Source organism: Saccharothrix sp. DSM 118769 (assembly GCF_052936295.1).
Genome location: NZ_CP193627.1, coordinates 1,048,401 through 1,063,366 on the forward strand (window position 1 = coordinate 1,048,401; position 14,966 = coordinate 1,063,366).

Sequence of the window (14,966 nt, forward strand, 5' to 3'; positions counted from 1 at the left end):
GCGAGTGCGTCGGCACCGACGCGGGACTGGTGGGGGATCAGTGGCATGGGCGTGGGGGAGCGTGTGCCTCGTGGTGGTCGGTTGACCGCCGCGGCGGTCTCGTCGGGGTACACCGAGGACGCCGCGCCGCGGGTCGCTCCCGCGTCGTCGCGGGAGCGCCTGCACGACGTCGGGCGGGGGCTGTGCCCCGACCGGGGCGAGCCGGACCTCGGCGGAACCCGGCGCACCACCTCCCGGTAGCGGGCCGCACGAGCCGTTGGCGTCGTGACGCCGCCCGGTGGACCGGATCGGCCCACCGGGCGGCGTGAGCCCGCGCGGAAAATTCGGTGTCCGACATTTCGACGTGGAGATCCCCGGGCAGCCCCCTGCCCGAAATCAACGAAAACCGGAGGTATCGACGCATGAAATCGTGGTCGCGCGCTGTTGTGACCGCCTTGGCGGCCGGTGCGGTGGTGTCGGGTGGCGTCTTCGCGGCGCAGGCCGACCAGACGATCGCCGCCGACGAGCAGCAGTCACTGGTGGAGGACTTCGCCTATCCAGGCAGAGACCGGATCGAGGTCGAGGACAACGTCAAACTGGTCTCCGGTGACGGGCACGTGATCTACGCGGACTGCTCGCAGCCGCCGAGCGGCCCGGTGCAGCTGATCGAGGTGTACTCGTCGGACCTGTCCGTCGGCATGCAGGAGGACGGCAGGGTCTGCTTCAAGGTGACCGGCGCCTCGGGTTACCTGACGCTGATGTTGCCCGACGTGTTCGAGATCCGCGGCGACGGCCGCGCACCCGGCGCCGGGCACAAGGGCACGGCCGAGGTGATCGGCGAGTCCGGCCAGCGCAAGACCGTCGAACTCGACCCGGACGGCAGCGCCCAGGTGGGTATCGGCGTCCCCGGTGGCGAACCCTCGACCCTTCTGCGACTGGAGATCAAGCCGTGAAGAAGCGTTTCCTCGCAGTCGCCGCCGTGGCCCTCGCCGGCGCGGCCTTGACGGTGCCCGCCGCCGCGGTGGTCGACGGCACCCCGGTCGCCGACGGCGCGCGCCCCTACGTCGCGAAGATCACCGTCGGCTCGGAGCTGAGCTGCACCGGCACGCTGGTCGACCCGTACTGGGTGATCACCGCGAGCAGCTGCCTGCCGGAGGGCAAGGCGGTCGACATCGCGATCGGCCGCACCCTGGCGGGCCAGACCACCGGTGTCACCCGCCAGGTCACCCAGGTCGCCCGTCGCGCGGACCGGGACCTGGCGCTGGCCCGGCTGAAGTACCCCGTCATGGAACTGCCCAAGCTCAAGCTGGCGACGGCCGCGGCGACGACCGGCGAGGTGCTCAAGGCGGTGGGGTGGGGCCGCACCCGGCAGACGTTCGCCAACGACGCGCTCCACGCCTCGTCGTTCTCCGCGGGGACGTCGACCGCCGGTGAACTGGCGATCACCGGCGTGTCCGGTACCGGCCTGTGCAAGGGGGACGCGGGCGCCCCGCTGGTGCGGGAGGCCAACGGCGTCGCCGAACTCGTCGCGGTCGGCAGCAGGTCGTGGCAGGGCGGCTGCTTCGGCGAGACCGACACCCGCACCGGGGGGACCGCGAGCCGCGTGGACGACCTCGACAGCTGGGTCCGTCAGCAGATCGGCGGCCGCACCGCGATGTTCAAGAACCGCTACACGGGCCGCTGCATGATCCAGTTCTCCTTCGAGCCCCAGGCCGGGACCACGGTCAAGCAGTACGACTGCTTCCCGCAGTACTACGACCAGGCGTGGGAGCTGAAGCCGGTCACCGGCGGCTTCGCCCTGCGCAACCCGGTCTCCGACCGCTGCATCTCGGCGCGGACCACCGCGGACACCTACGGCACGACGGTGCCGGTCCAGGACTGCAACGCCGCGAACGGGCTCCAGGCGTGGCAGGTCAACCGCCTGTCGAACGGCGTGCAGCTGCGCAACGCCGTGACGGGCCTGTGCCTGGCCGTGTGGCACGGCACGCCCAACAACGGCGCCGAGGTGACCGAGCAGATCTGCGAGCCCAACTACGCCGACCAGGTCTGGGAAGAGATCGCGTGAGACGCGGGACCGCCGTCGTCGGAGTGGGTGCCACTCCGCTGACGGCGGTCGCCGGCAAGCCGGTCGGGCCTGGTCGGGCCACCGTGCCCGGCGCGAACCGGTGCCGGGAGATCGCACCGTGAACAGGGGGCCACCTCGCGCGAGGTGGCCCCCGTGCTGGAGGGGGAATGTGGTGAAGATCCGTACGGGTAGGCGGAGAACTGCCCTCGCGCTGGTCACAGCGCTCGTCTCGACGTTGTTGGTGGTGCCGCCGAACGGTGCCGTCGCCCAGGAGGAACCGCCGGCGAGCACGTCGACGGCCACCGACCGCGAACGGCTCGTCGAAGTGTGGCGCGTCGCCGGGCCGGTGCTGCGGGCGGAAGCCGAGAAGGTGCTCATCGGCACCGACGCCCAGATCAGCGGGTTCCTGGCGAACGGTTGGCAGCGCGCGGCCGAGGAGGACGACCGGCAGCGGGTCGTCCGGCTCCTGAACGCCGGGGGACCCGCCGTCGAGGCGGCCGCCAAGCGGGCGCTCGACGCCGGCACCGGCGAGGCGCTTCGCGCGTTCCTCGACAGCGGGGTGCCCGCCGAGCAGGCGTTGGACCTGCGGGTCCGGGTCAACCAGATGCAGTACACCGCGGGACCGAACCTGCGGCAGGAAGCGCAGGAGGCGCTCGACTCCGGTTCCTCGGAGGTGATGCGCCGGTTCCTGGACACCGACTGGGAGGCGCCGCACCAGCTCGACCTCCGCATCCGCGTCAACCAGCTCCGGGCGGTCGGCGGCCCGCGGGTGCGGGAGAAGGCGCAGCAGGTGCTCGACGAGGGCACCATCGCCGCGTTCACCCAGTTCATCGACCACGACTTCGCCATCGCCCAATCCCGTGACCTCGAACTCGCGTCGGTCGCGGAGCTGGCGGGCGTCGCGCAGGACGCCGGTGACCAGGCGATGCGCGAGACCGAGGCCGCCAAGCAGGCGTCCGACCGCGCGGTGCGCGAGGCGCAGCTGGCGAAGGAGGTGGCCGAGAAGGCCCGCCAGGCCACGCAGAACGCCCAGGGCAACGCGGAGGAAGCCGCGCGCCAGGCCGGTCGCGCCGCCGATGCCGCGGCCAGTGCCGCGAACGCCGCCCGGGACGCGGTCGGCGCGGCGAACGCGGCCAGCAACGCTGCGTGGGTGGCGGCCAACGCCGCCTCCCGTGCCGCCACGGCCGCGTCACTCGCCGGTCAGCAGGCGGCGCGCGCCTACTCGGCGGCAGCGGCGGCGGCCACCAACGCCGGCGAGGCGGCCAACGCGCGGCAGGCCGCCCAGGCCGCCCGCGACGTGGCGCTGGGCGCGCAGAAGGCGGCGGACGCGGCGGCGGCGGCGGGGGAAGCGGCGCGCAACGCCGGCGTCGCCGCCACGGCCGCGAAGACCGCGGGCAACAACGCGGCGGAGGCGGCGGATGCCGCCGCGCAGGCAGGGAACTTCGCCGAGCAGGCCGGCGCCGACGCGGCGCTCGCCCGCAACGCGGCCGCGGCGGCACGGTCCGCGGCGGCCCGTGCCAACCGGGCGGCCGATGCCGCGATCAGCTTCGCCAACACCGCCGCCGACGCCGCCGGGCTGGCCAGGGACGCCGCGAACCGCGCGGCGGAGAACGCCATCGCGGCGGCGAACGCCGCGGAGGACGCCGCCAACCACGCGGGCAACTCCGTCGACGCGGCGCGGAAGTCGACCGAGCACGCGAACGCGGCCAGCCAGGCGGCGGACACGGCGATCCAGGCGGCCACGCAGGCTCAGCAGATCTACGACGCCGCCCGCGCGTCCGACGAGGCCCGGGTCGCCACGGAACGCGACCAGGCCGTCGAGGCGGCCCAAGCGGCCAAGGCGGCGGCCGGGCCGACCACCCCCGCGTCGAGGTGGGACACCAGTTCGCAGGCGAGGCGCGACACCGAGACCGCCCAGCTGCTGGCCGCGGCCTCCGGTCCCGGCGCCGACCCGGCGCTCGTGGTCGCCAACGGCCGCAAGATCGCCGTCAAGCTCGCGCAGTCCGGCGGCCCGTGGACCAAGTCCGCGGCACTGGCCGCCCTGGCCGGGTCGGACGACGAGGTGCGCGACTTCGTCCGCACCGGCATCACGTCCGCGGCGGGCCAGGACGACCGCGTGACGTTGCGGTCCCTGCTGGTGGACGGCTCGGACGCGTTCAAGCGCGCCGCCGAGGCCGCGCTGGCCGGCTCCGACGCCGACGTCCAGCGGTTCCTCGACCAGCGCCTCTACCCCGAGCGCGCCACCGAGGACCGGGTCAAGGTCAACCAGGTCCTGGCGGCCGCGAGCACCGCGAACCGCACCGTCACCAAGGCCGCCGCGCAGAAGGCACTCGACGCGGGCACCGTCGAGGCGTACCGGAAGTTCCTCACCCAGGAGCAGTTCACCACCGCCGCGACCGACGACCGGATCGCGGTCAACAGAGTCCTGGCCTCCCCCGGGTCCGGTCCGGAGACCAAGGCGTCCGCGCAGGCCGCCCTGGACGGGCCCAGCGCGTTCCAGCAGCGGTTCCTCAGCACCGTCCTGCACCAGGCGACGCAGCGCGACCAGGAACAGGCCGGGCACAACGCCGAGGTCGCCGCGTACGTCGCCAAGGCGTGGAACGCCGCGGCATCGGCCTCGGAGAACGCGAGCCGGGCGCAGGAGGTCGCGGCCGTCGCGCGCGGCGCGGCGGAGGAGGCGGTGAGCCACGCCCAGCAGGCGCAGCGGTCCGCCGACCAGGCCGCCGACTACGCGCGGCAGGCCCACGACTCGGCGACCGCCGCCGAGAAGTCGGCGCAGGACGCGGCGAACTCGGCCCGCACCGCTCAGCAGGCCGCGGCCTCGGCCGACGCCTCCGCGCGGCGCGCCTCCCAGTCCGCGGTCTGGGCGCAGGCTTCGGCCAACCAGGCGCAGGGTTTCGCCGTGGCGGCCTACCAGTCGGCGGAGCAGGCGTACGACTCGGCCATCGCGGCGGGCAAGGACGCCGAGCAGGCCGCCGCCGCGGCCAACGAGGCGATCGCGCACGCCCAGCAGATGATGGACGACGAGATCACCGAGGCGGCCTTCCGGCAGGCCAACTACTGCGCGGGCCGGTACGGGGAGGGCACCCCGAAGTACACCGAGTGCATCCACCTGATCACCGCTTCGGCCGATGAGCTGGTGGAACTCGCCTTCCGCAACGGTGAGTTCTGCGTGCTCCTCTACGGGGACAACAAGGGCGCCGCCGGGTACGAGAACTGCCTCCGGGACGTGCTGAACCCGGACTTCAAGCTCAACCGCTACCTCGACGCGATGGAGGAGCTCCTCGTCTACGTCAAGGCGGCGACCTTCACGTTGTACGCCGGCCTGGGCGTCACCGCGCTCGTGCTGTGCGGCATCTCGCTGGTCTGCGGCAGCGCCCTGCTCGCGATGGACCCGCTGGCGGCCGCGATCAGCCCCTGGCTCGTGACCGCCGGCGCCGCCACCGCCGGCGTCACGTTCGCGGTGCGGGTCGGCAGCCGGTTCGAGTTCGCGGTCGTCGAGTCCGAACTCGCCGCGGCGCGCGCCGGCCGGTACGACCTCGGCCGCCTGCTGGGCCTGGGCAACCGCCTGTGCGCGCGCAGCTTCACCGCGTCCGCGCCGATGGCCGCGCAGAACGACCCGGACTGCCTCTGGGACGTCGCCGACGAGGTGGTCGACGCGCTGGAGGACCAGTTCTCCTTCAGGGTCGCCGAGGGTGTGGCCTACAACATCAGGCGGTACAACGAGGGTGCGCAGGGCCACGCGCTGAACGGCATCGGCAAGGACGTGCAGGGGCTCGCCAGGTACCTTGCGGCCAGGGAACGGGAGGCGTTCCGCTTCTACGACTCCAGGACCCACAAGGACGTCATGTACGACGAGGGGAACCAGGTCTTGATCATCAGGGACTCGTCCATGATCCACGCGTACAACTACAAACCCGAGGACTGGCGCATGAACGTGGGCTCCAAGTACCTCGAAAGGTAGGGCCGGTGGAAGCGGAAGTCGTCGGGCAGCGCTGCGTGCTGACCCTCAGCCGGGACGAGCTCGTCATGATCCTCGGGTTGGTCAGCACCCTGAACAACACCCTGCCGTCCGAGGTGGCGTACCAGGACATGGTGGGGTGGAGCAAGGAAGAGGTCTACGCGTTCGCCCACCGGATCGCCGAGTGCGCCCGGGCGATGCCGGTCGAGTGACCCGGTACCCGCTGCCCGTGCCGGTTCGACCGGCACGGGCAGCGGTGGGGGACCGCGTCAGGTGGTGACTGCGGTCCCCCACCGGTGCGACCACCAGGCTGGGCCGGCGGTGGTCAGGAGGCGGCTTCCAGCGGGTGGTCGGTGCCGCGCCAGGTGGCCGCCAGCTCGTCCAACGGCAGGTCGAGGGCCTCGCCCAGGCACACGATCGTGCCGAAACCGGGGGACGGCAGCCGGCCGGTCTCGATCTTGCGCAGGGTTTCCGGCGAGATGCCGGCCGCGTGCGCCACCTCGGCCAGGTCGCGCCCCGCTCGCGCGTGGCGCAGCAGGGCTCCGAGGCGCCTGCCGGCGTCGACCTGTTCGGGGGTGAGCGGTTGGCGGACCATGCCCCCAGGGTAGGGCTGGTATTACTATACCGGCAAGTGCTACGGTTCTGGTATTACTATACCGAAATCCTGTAGCGCGAGGTGTTCGTGATCGAGTTGAAGTCGCCTGCGGAGATCGACCGCATGCACGTGGCCGGGCGGTTCGTCGCCGAGGTGCTCTCGGAGGTCGGCCGGCTCGCCGACGTGGGCGTCAACCTGCTGGACCTGGAGCACCACGTGCGCGGCATGATCGAGCGGCGCGGGGCGGAGTCGTGCTACTGGGACTACGCGCCGTCCTTCGGGCGCGGCCCGTTCCGCAACGTCATCTGCCTGTCCGTCAACGACGCCGTCCTGCACGGCCTGCCCCACGACTACGTGCTGCGCGACGGGGACGTGCTCAGCGCGGACCTCGCGGTCGGCATCGACGGCTGGGTGGCCGACTCGGCGCGCACGGTCGTCGTCGGCACCGCCGCCGAGGAGGACCTGCGGATCATCCGGGCCACCGAGGAGGCGTTGGAGGCGGCGATCGCGGTGGCGCGACCGGGCAACCGGCTGGGTGACATCTCGGCGGCCATCTGGGCGGTGGCCCGCGACTACGGCTACCCGGTCAACACCGAGTTCGGCGGCCACGGCATCGGCCGCACCATGCACGAGGACCTGCACGTCCCCAACAAGGGCAAGGCGGGGCGGGGGCTGAAGCTCCGGCCGGGGCTGACGCTCGCGCTCGAACCCTGGTTCGCGCGGACGACCGACCGGATCGTGTACGACCCGGACGGCTGGACCATCCGGTCGGCCGACGGCTCGCGCACCGCCCACTCCGAGCACACGATCGCCGTCACCGAGGACGCCGCCCTGGTGCTCACCCGGCGCGAGGGCGAACTCGACCGCGGTGACGCGTCGTCCCGCGCGTCCGTCGTTCCCCCGGTCGACTGAGGGGTTCCGCTCGGGGGACGGCAATCGTGCGGAGTGCGCGGTGGGGGAGGACCCACTCCCGGTCGTCCTGTCCGGACCTCCTTTAAGCACATCGGTTGAACGCCGACGGATCGGGGCCGGCGGTCCCGTTCTGACTGCCAGTATGTCGGCGATCACCGACAGTGCCGGCAGGGGGCGAGGGTGGGGGAGATCGTCTGCTCGTGCGCCGAGCTCGACGTGCTGGGCGAGGCGCTGCGGATCGACGTGCGGCGGTTCCCGCTCGCGATCGGGCACCACGGGGCGAGCCGCGAGGAACGGGTGCGCCTCGTCGAACGGGTCGGGCGCGACCTGACCGGGCGCGGCCTGGTGCGGGGCGGGGACCCGGTGCCCGCGTTCGCCGAGGTGCTGCACCTCCTCGCCCGCGGTCCCGTGTCGGTCGCCCTCGTGGGCACGGCGGGGCAGGCCCGGCCGGTCGGCCTCGCCGTGGTCGACGACCGGGCGGGCGTGGTCGTCGTGCAGCGGGGCGAGTCGGTCACCGTCCGGGACGACCGGCCCGAGGCCGCGGTGCGCGCCCTCGTGGGGCTGCTGCCCGCGATGCGCCCCGCCCCCGGCGTCCCGGTCACGGTGGAGGAGGCGCCCCCGGCGCGGGCGGGGGAGGACTTCTCCGAGGACTTCTCCGCGGTCACCTTCACCAGCCAGGTGCGTGCCGCCGCCGTGCGGTCGCCGGCCGCGCAGCGCGCCGCCGCGGAGGAGGTCCTGCGCCGCCCGAGGCTGGGCGCCGGGTACTTCGCGGTCACCGGGCGCGGGCGCGACGGCCGGGAGGTCGAGCTGGGCACGGTCGGTTACCTGGACACCGACGTCGGCCGCTGCGCCGTGCTGTCCGACGCGGGCGCCGACGGGCGTCTCGCGGTCACGTACGCACCCGCCGACCAGGCCGCTCTTGATCGCCACGTGCTGCGGATCGTGGCCGGGGCGAGGTGAGGGGGACAGTGGAACCACCCGTTCGTGTCGCCACTGACTGTTACTGTTCATGCGCTGCGCGTACCGCGCAGGGTGTCCTCGGGGGAGGGTGATCACCGTGGCGAACGCCGCCGTCACCGGTATCGCCGGCATGGGCCACGCCGTGTCCGGCTTCAGCGCCGCGACCGCCGCCGGCTTCCGCATCGGGGCCGCGGGCGGCCAGGCGCTGATCGACGCCGTCGACGGGATGCTGGCCGAGATCAGGGATGCCCTGGCCAGTGCCAACCGCCTGAGCCAGGAACCCCCGCTGGGGACCACCCCGGCGGCGGTCGTCTACAAGCCGTTCCTCGCCACCGTGGCCACCGACGAGGTCCAGGGCTTCATCCCGGTGCTGGTGGGCTTCCAGCAGGACCTGGTGCGGTTCCGCTCCGACGTCGAGAAGTCCATGGGCGTCTACCGGGGCACGGACCAGGACTCCGCCACCGTCGTCGCCACCGCCGGATCGACCCTCCCGACCTGATCAGCGAAGGACCAAGGTGACCTCTCGCACGCTCATCGCCGGTCTGGCCGTCGCCCTGTCGACCGTCGCCGCCTGCGGCGGACCGGTCAACGGGGAGCCGCGACCGGCCAGGACCGCGACCAGCACCGCCGACGCCCCCGCCTCCCTGAAGGACGTAGAGCCGTGCGACCTGCTCACGCGCGACGAGGCCGAGCGGCTGTTCGGCCCCCTGCGCGAGGCGCCGGCGCGCGAGGACCTGGGGACCGCGCGGGGGTGCACCTTCAAGCCGAAGCTCACGAACCTCGGCATCGACGTCCGGACCAACGCCGGGCTGGCGGACGTGCAGCCGACCGGTGAGATCAGCGACGTGGCGGTCGGTGGCCGCGACGCGAAGCAGGTGACCGCCCCGGGGGGCACCTGCACCGTCGCGATCGAGGTCACCGGGTCGTCACGCGTCGACGTCTCCTACACCGGTGACCCGAGCGAGGACACGTGCGCGCCGGCCCGGCGGGTCGCGGAACTCGTCGAGCCCCGGTTGCCGTGAGAGGGGGACTGGTATGACCCGGGACGTCCACTCGCGCTACGACCTGCACCGGCACGCCGAGGTGCAGACCGGCGAGGAGCTGGAGCAGCGCGTCCGGCGGGACCTCGAACAGCGGCACGGCGGGCTGTTCGGGAGGCTGATCGCGGCCATCACCGCGCCCGGCGAGGTCGACGACGTGCTCGACGCCCAGGCCGCGCAGCTCAAGCGGCAGGTGTTGACGCGGGCGGCCCCGCCCCCGCCCGACGTGCACTACCCGGCCATCCCGCACGCGCGGTTGCACGAGGGCGTGAGCCGGGGTGGCGAGCCCGGCGCGGTCGGCGAGGTGGGGGACATCTGGACCAGGCTGGGCAACCAGCTCGCCACGTTCAACGACGCCATCGGCAAGGCGATCACGATCAGCGAGGACGACTGGGTCGGCCGGGCGGGCGACGGCGCTCGGCGCGCGTTGGCGGACATGGGCAACCGGGCCGGCGAGGCCGGGACGGCGGCGCAGCTGGCGGGCACGCTGTTCGCCCAGCAGTCGCGGGCGCTGAGCACCGCCCGGGCGAGCACGCCACCGCCGCCCGCCGAACCGTTCGACGCCGGTGCGGCGCGCGAGCGGCTGATGACGATCACCGACCCGGTGGCGTTCGCGCGGCAGGCCGCGGCGGACCGGGCGGTGTTCGAGCAGCAGCGCGAGGACCACGAGGCCGCCGCGCGGGCGGTGGAGACCTACGACCGGACGGTGGCGCAGACGGCCGCCGCGCAACCCGCGTTCGCCCCGCCGCTGGAAGCGCCGCCGCAGCCCGGTCCGCCGCAGCCCGATCCGCCCCGGCCCGATCCGCCCCGGCCTGGTCCGCCGCGAGCCGAAAATCCGTTGGTGCCGATCGGGTCCGGTGGGAGGGAGCGCGGTGCGGTGCCCCCGCCGGCGGTCGGCGATGGGCAGGGCGACGGCACCGGCGGCAGCACCGGCACCTCTGGGGTCGTGTCGCCGAACGAGCCGCCGGTCAGCGGGATCACCAGCCCCAGCGGTTCCGGCGGGGGGAGTGCGGGGGGCGCGGGGAGCGCGGGTGGTGGCGGGAACGTCGGCAACCCGGGACAGGGTGGACCTGGTGCCGGTGGCCTCGCCGGGGTGCCCGGGTCGGGCGGTGGGGGCGGGCGTCCCGGTGGTGGCGGGTCCGGTGGTGGGGCGGGGTTCGGCGGGCGGGTGCCCGGTGGTGGCGCGGGGAGCGGGTTCGGTCCCGGCTCGGGGGCGCGTGGGGTCGCGGGTGGCGGGGCCGCGGGACTGCTGCCGCACGGCGGTGACGCGCCGGCCGGTCGTGCCGGCGGGACGGCCGGCGGAACGGGCGGAGGTGGCGCGGGCGGTGGTGCGCGTGGTGCCGGCGGTGTCGGTGGTGTCGGCGCCGGGGTGGCCGGTGGCGTGGGGGCGGGCAAGGGGGCGGGGGACGAGGACGTCGAGCGGAGTGCGCCCTCGTACCTGTTGGAGCCGGACCCGGACGGGATCTTCGGCAACGACCAGGTGGTCGCGCCGCCCACCATCGGCGGGTGACGGTCGGCGACGGGACCACCCGGTCCGGGGTCGGTCAGCTGGTCGGTACCACCGACGGGGGCGTTGACGCCGACGTCGGGGAGGTCTCCGGCGGGGTGGTCGGCGTCACCGACGCGGACGGCGACGGCGACTGGGGCGGCGACGGGGACTGGGGCGGCGACGGGGACTGGGACGGCGCCGGGGTGGTCGTCGTCGGCATGACCACGGCGAACGGCACGCCGGTGACCTCGCGGCAGCCGTTCTCGTCGTGCTCGACGCGCGGGCGCGGGTAGCGGTTGTCCTCGTGGTACTCGTCGCACCCCCGCCACCTCGTGTCCAGCGGCTGTCCGTTCTCGTCGTAGAGGTGGACGCCGGTCAGCGGGCGGCCGTTCTCGTCGAACACGTAGATGTTGGTCGGCACCACCGGGGTCGGCGCGTAGGCGACCTGGGCGGTCGGGGGGAGGTCGCGCCAGGCGGTGGAACCGAGGGCGAGCAGCAGCAGGCCGATCGCGAAGCCGGACGCGGGCAGGCTGATCCACAGCCAGCGCCGGTCGGTGCGGGACCGGAGGCCGGCCAGCAGGGTCAGCGCGCCGAGCGCCACGGTCACCAGGAGCACGGACATGTCGTGGACGAGCCCGCCCCAGGCGGCCACCAGCAGCGCCCTGATCGCCCACCACGCCGGTTGCAGCGGGCGCAGCGGGTGCACGAAGCGGGTCACCTCGGGGCGGTCGAACGACCTGCGCGCCGCCGCCAGTTCGGGCAGGTGCGCGACGTCCTCCACGAGGCCGCGGCTGACGAACACCAGCGCGGCGGCGACGACGGCGCACAGGACGGCCGCGGCCAGGAGCAGTTCGCGGCTGCCCGCGTCGAGGCCGATGGCGAAGCCGGCCGCGGTGCCGGCGACGAGGCCCCACAGCGCGAACCGGGCCGCGGCCGTCGCGCGGGTTGTCCTCGGTGGCGGGGGTGCGGTGCGGTCGGGGTAGCCGGCGGCGGCGCGCAGCTCCCGGGCGTACGCCCCGGGGGTGCCCAGCCGGTCGGTCAGCGCGGCGGTGGAGGAGTCGTCGCCCAGTTCCTCGGCGACCTCGGCCACGTGCGCCTCGGCGTCGTCCATGATCTCGCCCACCTCGGCGGGCGGCAGGTCGGACAGCTCCTCGCGCATGCGGTCCAGGTAGTCCCGCACCTCGGTGTTCGTCTGCGTGTTCATGCGGAATCCCCCACAAGGTCGTCGAGCGTCCGCGCGAACGACTTCCAGGTCCGGCTCGATTCGAGCAGCCGTGCGCGGCCGGGTTCGTTGAGGCTGTAGTACTTGCGGTGCGGGCCCTCTTCGCTGGGCACGACGTACGAGGTGAGCAGGCCGGCGTTGTAGAGCCGGCGCAGGGTGCCGTAGACCGACGCGTCGCCGACGCCGTCCAGGCCGCCCTGGCGCAGTCGGCGTAGGACGTCGTAGCCGTAGCCGTCCTCCTTGCGGAGCACGGCGAGGACCGCGAGGTCCAGCACCCCCTTGAGCAGCTGGCTGGTGTCCATGTCCCTCCCCGGTGATGTGCGGTGGATGCTACTACGGAATGCGCAGTACCGTGTAGAGGGTAGTAGGGGCGGGGAACGCTTCGTCCCCGTCCGGTCACCGGCGGTCAACGCGCTTGTGCCGGTGGCGCCGGGCTTCCTAACCTCCTGCGTGATCACAGGGGGGAAATCAGTGGTGAAACGTGTTCTCGCGGTGTGCGCCGCGCTCGTGTCGCTGGCCGGCGGGGTGGTGGCCGGAGGAGTGGTGACCGGCGGGCTGGTGGGCACTGCCGGGGCCGCCCCGGTGGTGGGCGGGTCGTCGAAGTTCACCGCCACCTACCCGGCCCGGCTGCTCGACACCAAGGCCGGGATCGGCACGCCGGTGGGGTCGCTGGGCGCGGGGCAGGTCAAGACGGTCGACCTGTCGGGCCGCCTGCCCGCGACGACGACCGCCGTGGTGCTGACGGTGACCGCCGTGTCGCCGACCGAGGCCACGACGGTCTCGGCGTACCGGACCGGGTGGGTGCGCGAGGACTCCGCGTCGGTGGTGAACCTGGTGGCGCGGGAGACGCGCTCGGGGTCGGTGACGGTGGCGGTCGGTCCCGACCGGAAGGTGGACCTGCGCAACGGGGCCGGGTCGGTGGACCTGATCGTGGACCTGTTCGGCCACTACGCGACGGACGGCGCGGCGAAGTACCGGGCGACCCAGCCGCAGCGCGCGTTCGACGTGCAGGCCGGTCCGGCGTCGACCGCGGTGGTCGACGTGTCGGCGAAGGTGCCGGCCGGGGCGACGGCGGCGGTGTTCACGTTGACCGCCAGCAGCGCCACGGCGACGACGCTGGTCACCGCCTGGCGCGGCGGCGCGGCCCGGCCGGGCGTGCGGAACCTGACCGTGACCAAGGGCCTGACCACGGCGAACCTCGTGACGGTGCAGCTCGGCGCGGACCGCGCGGTGAGCCTCTACAACCAGAGCGGCGCGGTCCGGCTGACCGGTGACCTGGTCGGCTACTACGGCGCGGACGGCGACTCGTTCTTCCTGCCCGCCACGCCGCGGCGCGACTTCGACACCCGCACCGGCGCCGGCACCCTCCAGGGCAATCCCGGGGCGCTCGCGGCGGGCGCGTGGACGCAGTTCTTCCCCGGCGCCTACCAGGGCGGGCAGGAGGTCACCTCCGTGGTGTTCAACCTGACCACCACGGACGTCACCGCGCAGACCGAGCTGACCGCCGGGGCGTACGGGCCGAGCGTGCTGCACGCCGCCCCGTGGCGGCCGACGACCACGCAGGTGCAGGCGGGGCTGCGGAGCGCCGCCGTCGACATCGCGAACGTGGCCACCTCGGGGTCCACGCACCTGCTGGGCGACGTCACCGGCTACTTCACCCGCACCTGCACGGGCACCGCCGGCTGCGCGTACGCGTGGGTCGGGAGCAGCGAGCCGAAGCCGATCCACGACTTCCCCGGTGTCGTCGCGGTCGACGGCGGCCAGGAGACCGCCCTGCTGCTCAGGTCCGACGGCACGGTGTGGTCCTGGACCTCCGACCCGCCGACGGCCTGGGGGAAGCGACCGGTGCGGGTGCCCGGCCTGACCGGCATCACGAAGACCGAGTCCAGCAACGGCAACGGCCTGGCGCTCGCCTCCGACGGCACCGTGTGGTCGTGGGGCTACACCCGGCACGGGCAGATCGGCGACGGCGTCGACCACGTCGAGGAGGTCGTCACCACGCCCGTGCGGGTGGCGGGCCTGACCGACGTCGTGGACCTCGGCAGCGGCTTCGAGAACGGCTACGCGGTGAAGTCCGACGGCACGCTGTGGGCGTGGGGCTCGAACCACGAGGGCCTGCTCGGCAACGGCGTGGCGTGCGACCGGGACGTGCCGGCGACCTGCTCGTCGAACGTGCCGGTCCGGGTGGCCGGCCTCACCGACGTGGTCGAGGTGTCCGACGAGGGCTTCGCGCTCAAGGCCGACGGCACCGCGTGGACGTGGGGCACCAACTACGCCGGCGTGCTCGGCACCGGCGAGCCGGACGACGAGGCGGTCAGCACGGTGCCCGTGCGGGTCTCCGGGCTGACCGACGTGGTGCGGATCGCCGGCCACAGCATGAACCGCTACGCGGTGAGGTCCGACGGGACGCTGTGGGCGTGGGGCGCCAACTCCAGCGGCCAGATGGGCAACGGCGTGGTCGAGCCCGGTGTCGGCTACCGCGTCCCGCACGCCGTCCCCGGCCTGACCGGGGTCGCGGAGGTCAGCATCAGCAGCACGTACATCGTCCTCGCGCTCACCTCCGACGGCACGGTGTGGGCGTGGGGCAACGACATCGGCGGCCAGCTCGGCGTCCCCGACGGCAACCCGGCCGCGCCGGGGCGCGTGCCGCAGGTGAGCGGGATCGGCGCCACCGCGGTGGCGGCGTGCCTGAAGGGCGGGCTCGTCCTGGTGGCCGAACCCCGGTAGCGGTGTTCGACGACGG

At 73.9% G+C, this 14,966-nt stretch carries 14 protein-coding genes; 11 read left to right on the forward strand and 3 right to left on the reverse strand.

Going from position 1 to position 14,966, the window contains the following annotated elements; all coding sequences use genetic code 11:
- Nucleotides 1-81 precede the first annotated feature (81 nt).
- From ACRAKJ_RS05035 to ACRAKJ_RS05055, 5 genes are all read left to right on the forward strand, one after another.
- A complete protein-coding gene (locus tag ACRAKJ_RS05035; RefSeq protein ID WP_438924084.1) occupies nucleotides 82-240 on the forward strand; it encodes a hypothetical protein in 159 nt (52 codons plus the stop codon).
- A gap of 86 nt (nucleotides 241-326) precedes the next feature.
- Nucleotides 327-932 carry a hypothetical protein gene (locus ACRAKJ_RS05040; protein WP_447008883.1) on the forward strand — a complete coding sequence of 202 codons (606 nt, stop codon included), beginning with the start codon at nucleotides 327-329 and terminating at the stop codon, nucleotides 930-932.
- A complete protein-coding gene (locus ACRAKJ_RS05045) occupies nucleotides 929-2,044 on the forward strand; it encodes a trypsin-like serine protease (protein ID WP_438927046.1) in 1,116 nt (371 codons plus the stop codon). Before ACRAKJ_RS05040 ends, ACRAKJ_RS05045 begins: the two co-directional genes overlap by 4 nt.
- 244 nt (nucleotides 2,045-2,288) lie before the next feature.
- Nucleotides 2,289-6,008: an ALF repeat-containing protein gene (locus ACRAKJ_RS05050; protein WP_447008884.1), complete on the forward strand. Its 3,720-nt coding sequence runs from the start codon at nucleotides 2,289-2,291 to the stop codon at nucleotides 6,006-6,008.
- 5 nt (nucleotides 6,009-6,013) lie between these two features.
- The gene (locus tag ACRAKJ_RS05055) at nucleotides 6,014-6,217 is read left to right on the forward strand and encodes a hypothetical protein (protein ID WP_447008885.1); all 204 of its coding nucleotides are present in this window, start codon (nucleotides 6,014-6,016) and stop codon (nucleotides 6,215-6,217) included.
- Between the two features lie 113 nt (nucleotides 6,218-6,330).
- Here ACRAKJ_RS05055 and ACRAKJ_RS05060 read toward each other — a convergent pair whose 3' ends face one another.
- On the reverse strand, nucleotides 6,331-6,600 hold the full coding sequence (locus ACRAKJ_RS05060; protein ID WP_438925714.1) for a helix-turn-helix domain-containing protein: 270 nt from the start codon (nucleotides 6,598-6,600) through the stop codon (nucleotides 6,331-6,333).
- 87 nt (nucleotides 6,601-6,687) lie between these two features.
- On the opposite strand from ACRAKJ_RS05060, the gene map reads away from it, so the two are divergent.
- From map to ACRAKJ_RS05085, 5 genes are all read left to right on the forward strand, one after another.
- A complete protein-coding gene (map, locus tag ACRAKJ_RS05065; protein WP_438925713.1) occupies nucleotides 6,688-7,512 on the forward strand; it encodes a type I methionyl aminopeptidase in 825 nt (274 codons plus the stop codon).
- A gap of 180 nt (nucleotides 7,513-7,692) precedes the next feature.
- Nucleotides 7,693-8,472, forward strand: coding sequence for an ESX secretion-associated protein EspG (locus tag ACRAKJ_RS05070; RefSeq protein WP_438925712.1), 780 nt, complete (start codon nucleotides 7,693-7,695; stop codon nucleotides 8,470-8,472).
- A gap of 97 nt (nucleotides 8,473-8,569) precedes the next feature.
- Nucleotides 8,570-8,971, forward strand: a complete 402-nt coding sequence (locus ACRAKJ_RS05075; RefSeq protein ID WP_438925711.1) for a hypothetical protein — start codon at nucleotides 8,570-8,572, stop codon at nucleotides 8,969-8,971.
- 16 nt (nucleotides 8,972-8,987) lie between these two features.
- On the forward strand, nucleotides 8,988-9,494 hold the full coding sequence (locus ACRAKJ_RS05080; RefSeq protein WP_438925710.1) for a DUF3558 family protein: 507 nt from the start codon (nucleotides 8,988-8,990) through the stop codon (nucleotides 9,492-9,494).
- 13 nt (nucleotides 9,495-9,507) lie between these two features.
- Nucleotides 9,508-11,022, forward strand: coding sequence for a hypothetical protein (locus tag ACRAKJ_RS05085; protein WP_438925709.1), 1,515 nt, complete (start codon nucleotides 9,508-9,510; stop codon nucleotides 11,020-11,022).
- A 34-nt stretch (nucleotides 11,023-11,056) separates the two neighbouring features.
- Here the strand turns inward: ACRAKJ_RS05085 and ACRAKJ_RS05090 are convergent, their stop codons facing one another.
- Together ACRAKJ_RS05090 and ACRAKJ_RS05095 are read right to left on the reverse strand one after the other, a co-directional pair.
- Nucleotides 11,057-12,205, reverse strand: a complete 1,149-nt coding sequence (locus ACRAKJ_RS05090) for an HAAS signaling domain-containing protein (protein WP_438925708.1) — start codon at nucleotides 12,203-12,205, stop codon at nucleotides 11,057-11,059.
- Nucleotides 12,202-12,525 (reverse strand): helix-turn-helix transcriptional regulator, encoded by a 324-nt coding sequence (locus ACRAKJ_RS05095; RefSeq protein WP_438925707.1) that lies wholly within the window; start codon nucleotides 12,523-12,525, stop codon nucleotides 12,202-12,204. Before ACRAKJ_RS05095 ends, ACRAKJ_RS05090 begins: the two co-directional genes overlap by 4 nt.
- 172 nt (nucleotides 12,526-12,697) lie before the next feature.
- Between ACRAKJ_RS05095 and ACRAKJ_RS05100 the strand changes: the two genes are divergently transcribed.
- Complete coding sequence (locus ACRAKJ_RS05100) at nucleotides 12,698-14,950, forward strand: RCC1 domain-containing protein (protein ID WP_438925706.1); 2,253 nt, start codon at nucleotides 12,698-12,700, stop codon at nucleotides 14,948-14,950.
- The last annotated feature ends 16 nt before the right edge of the window (nucleotides 14,951-14,966 follow it).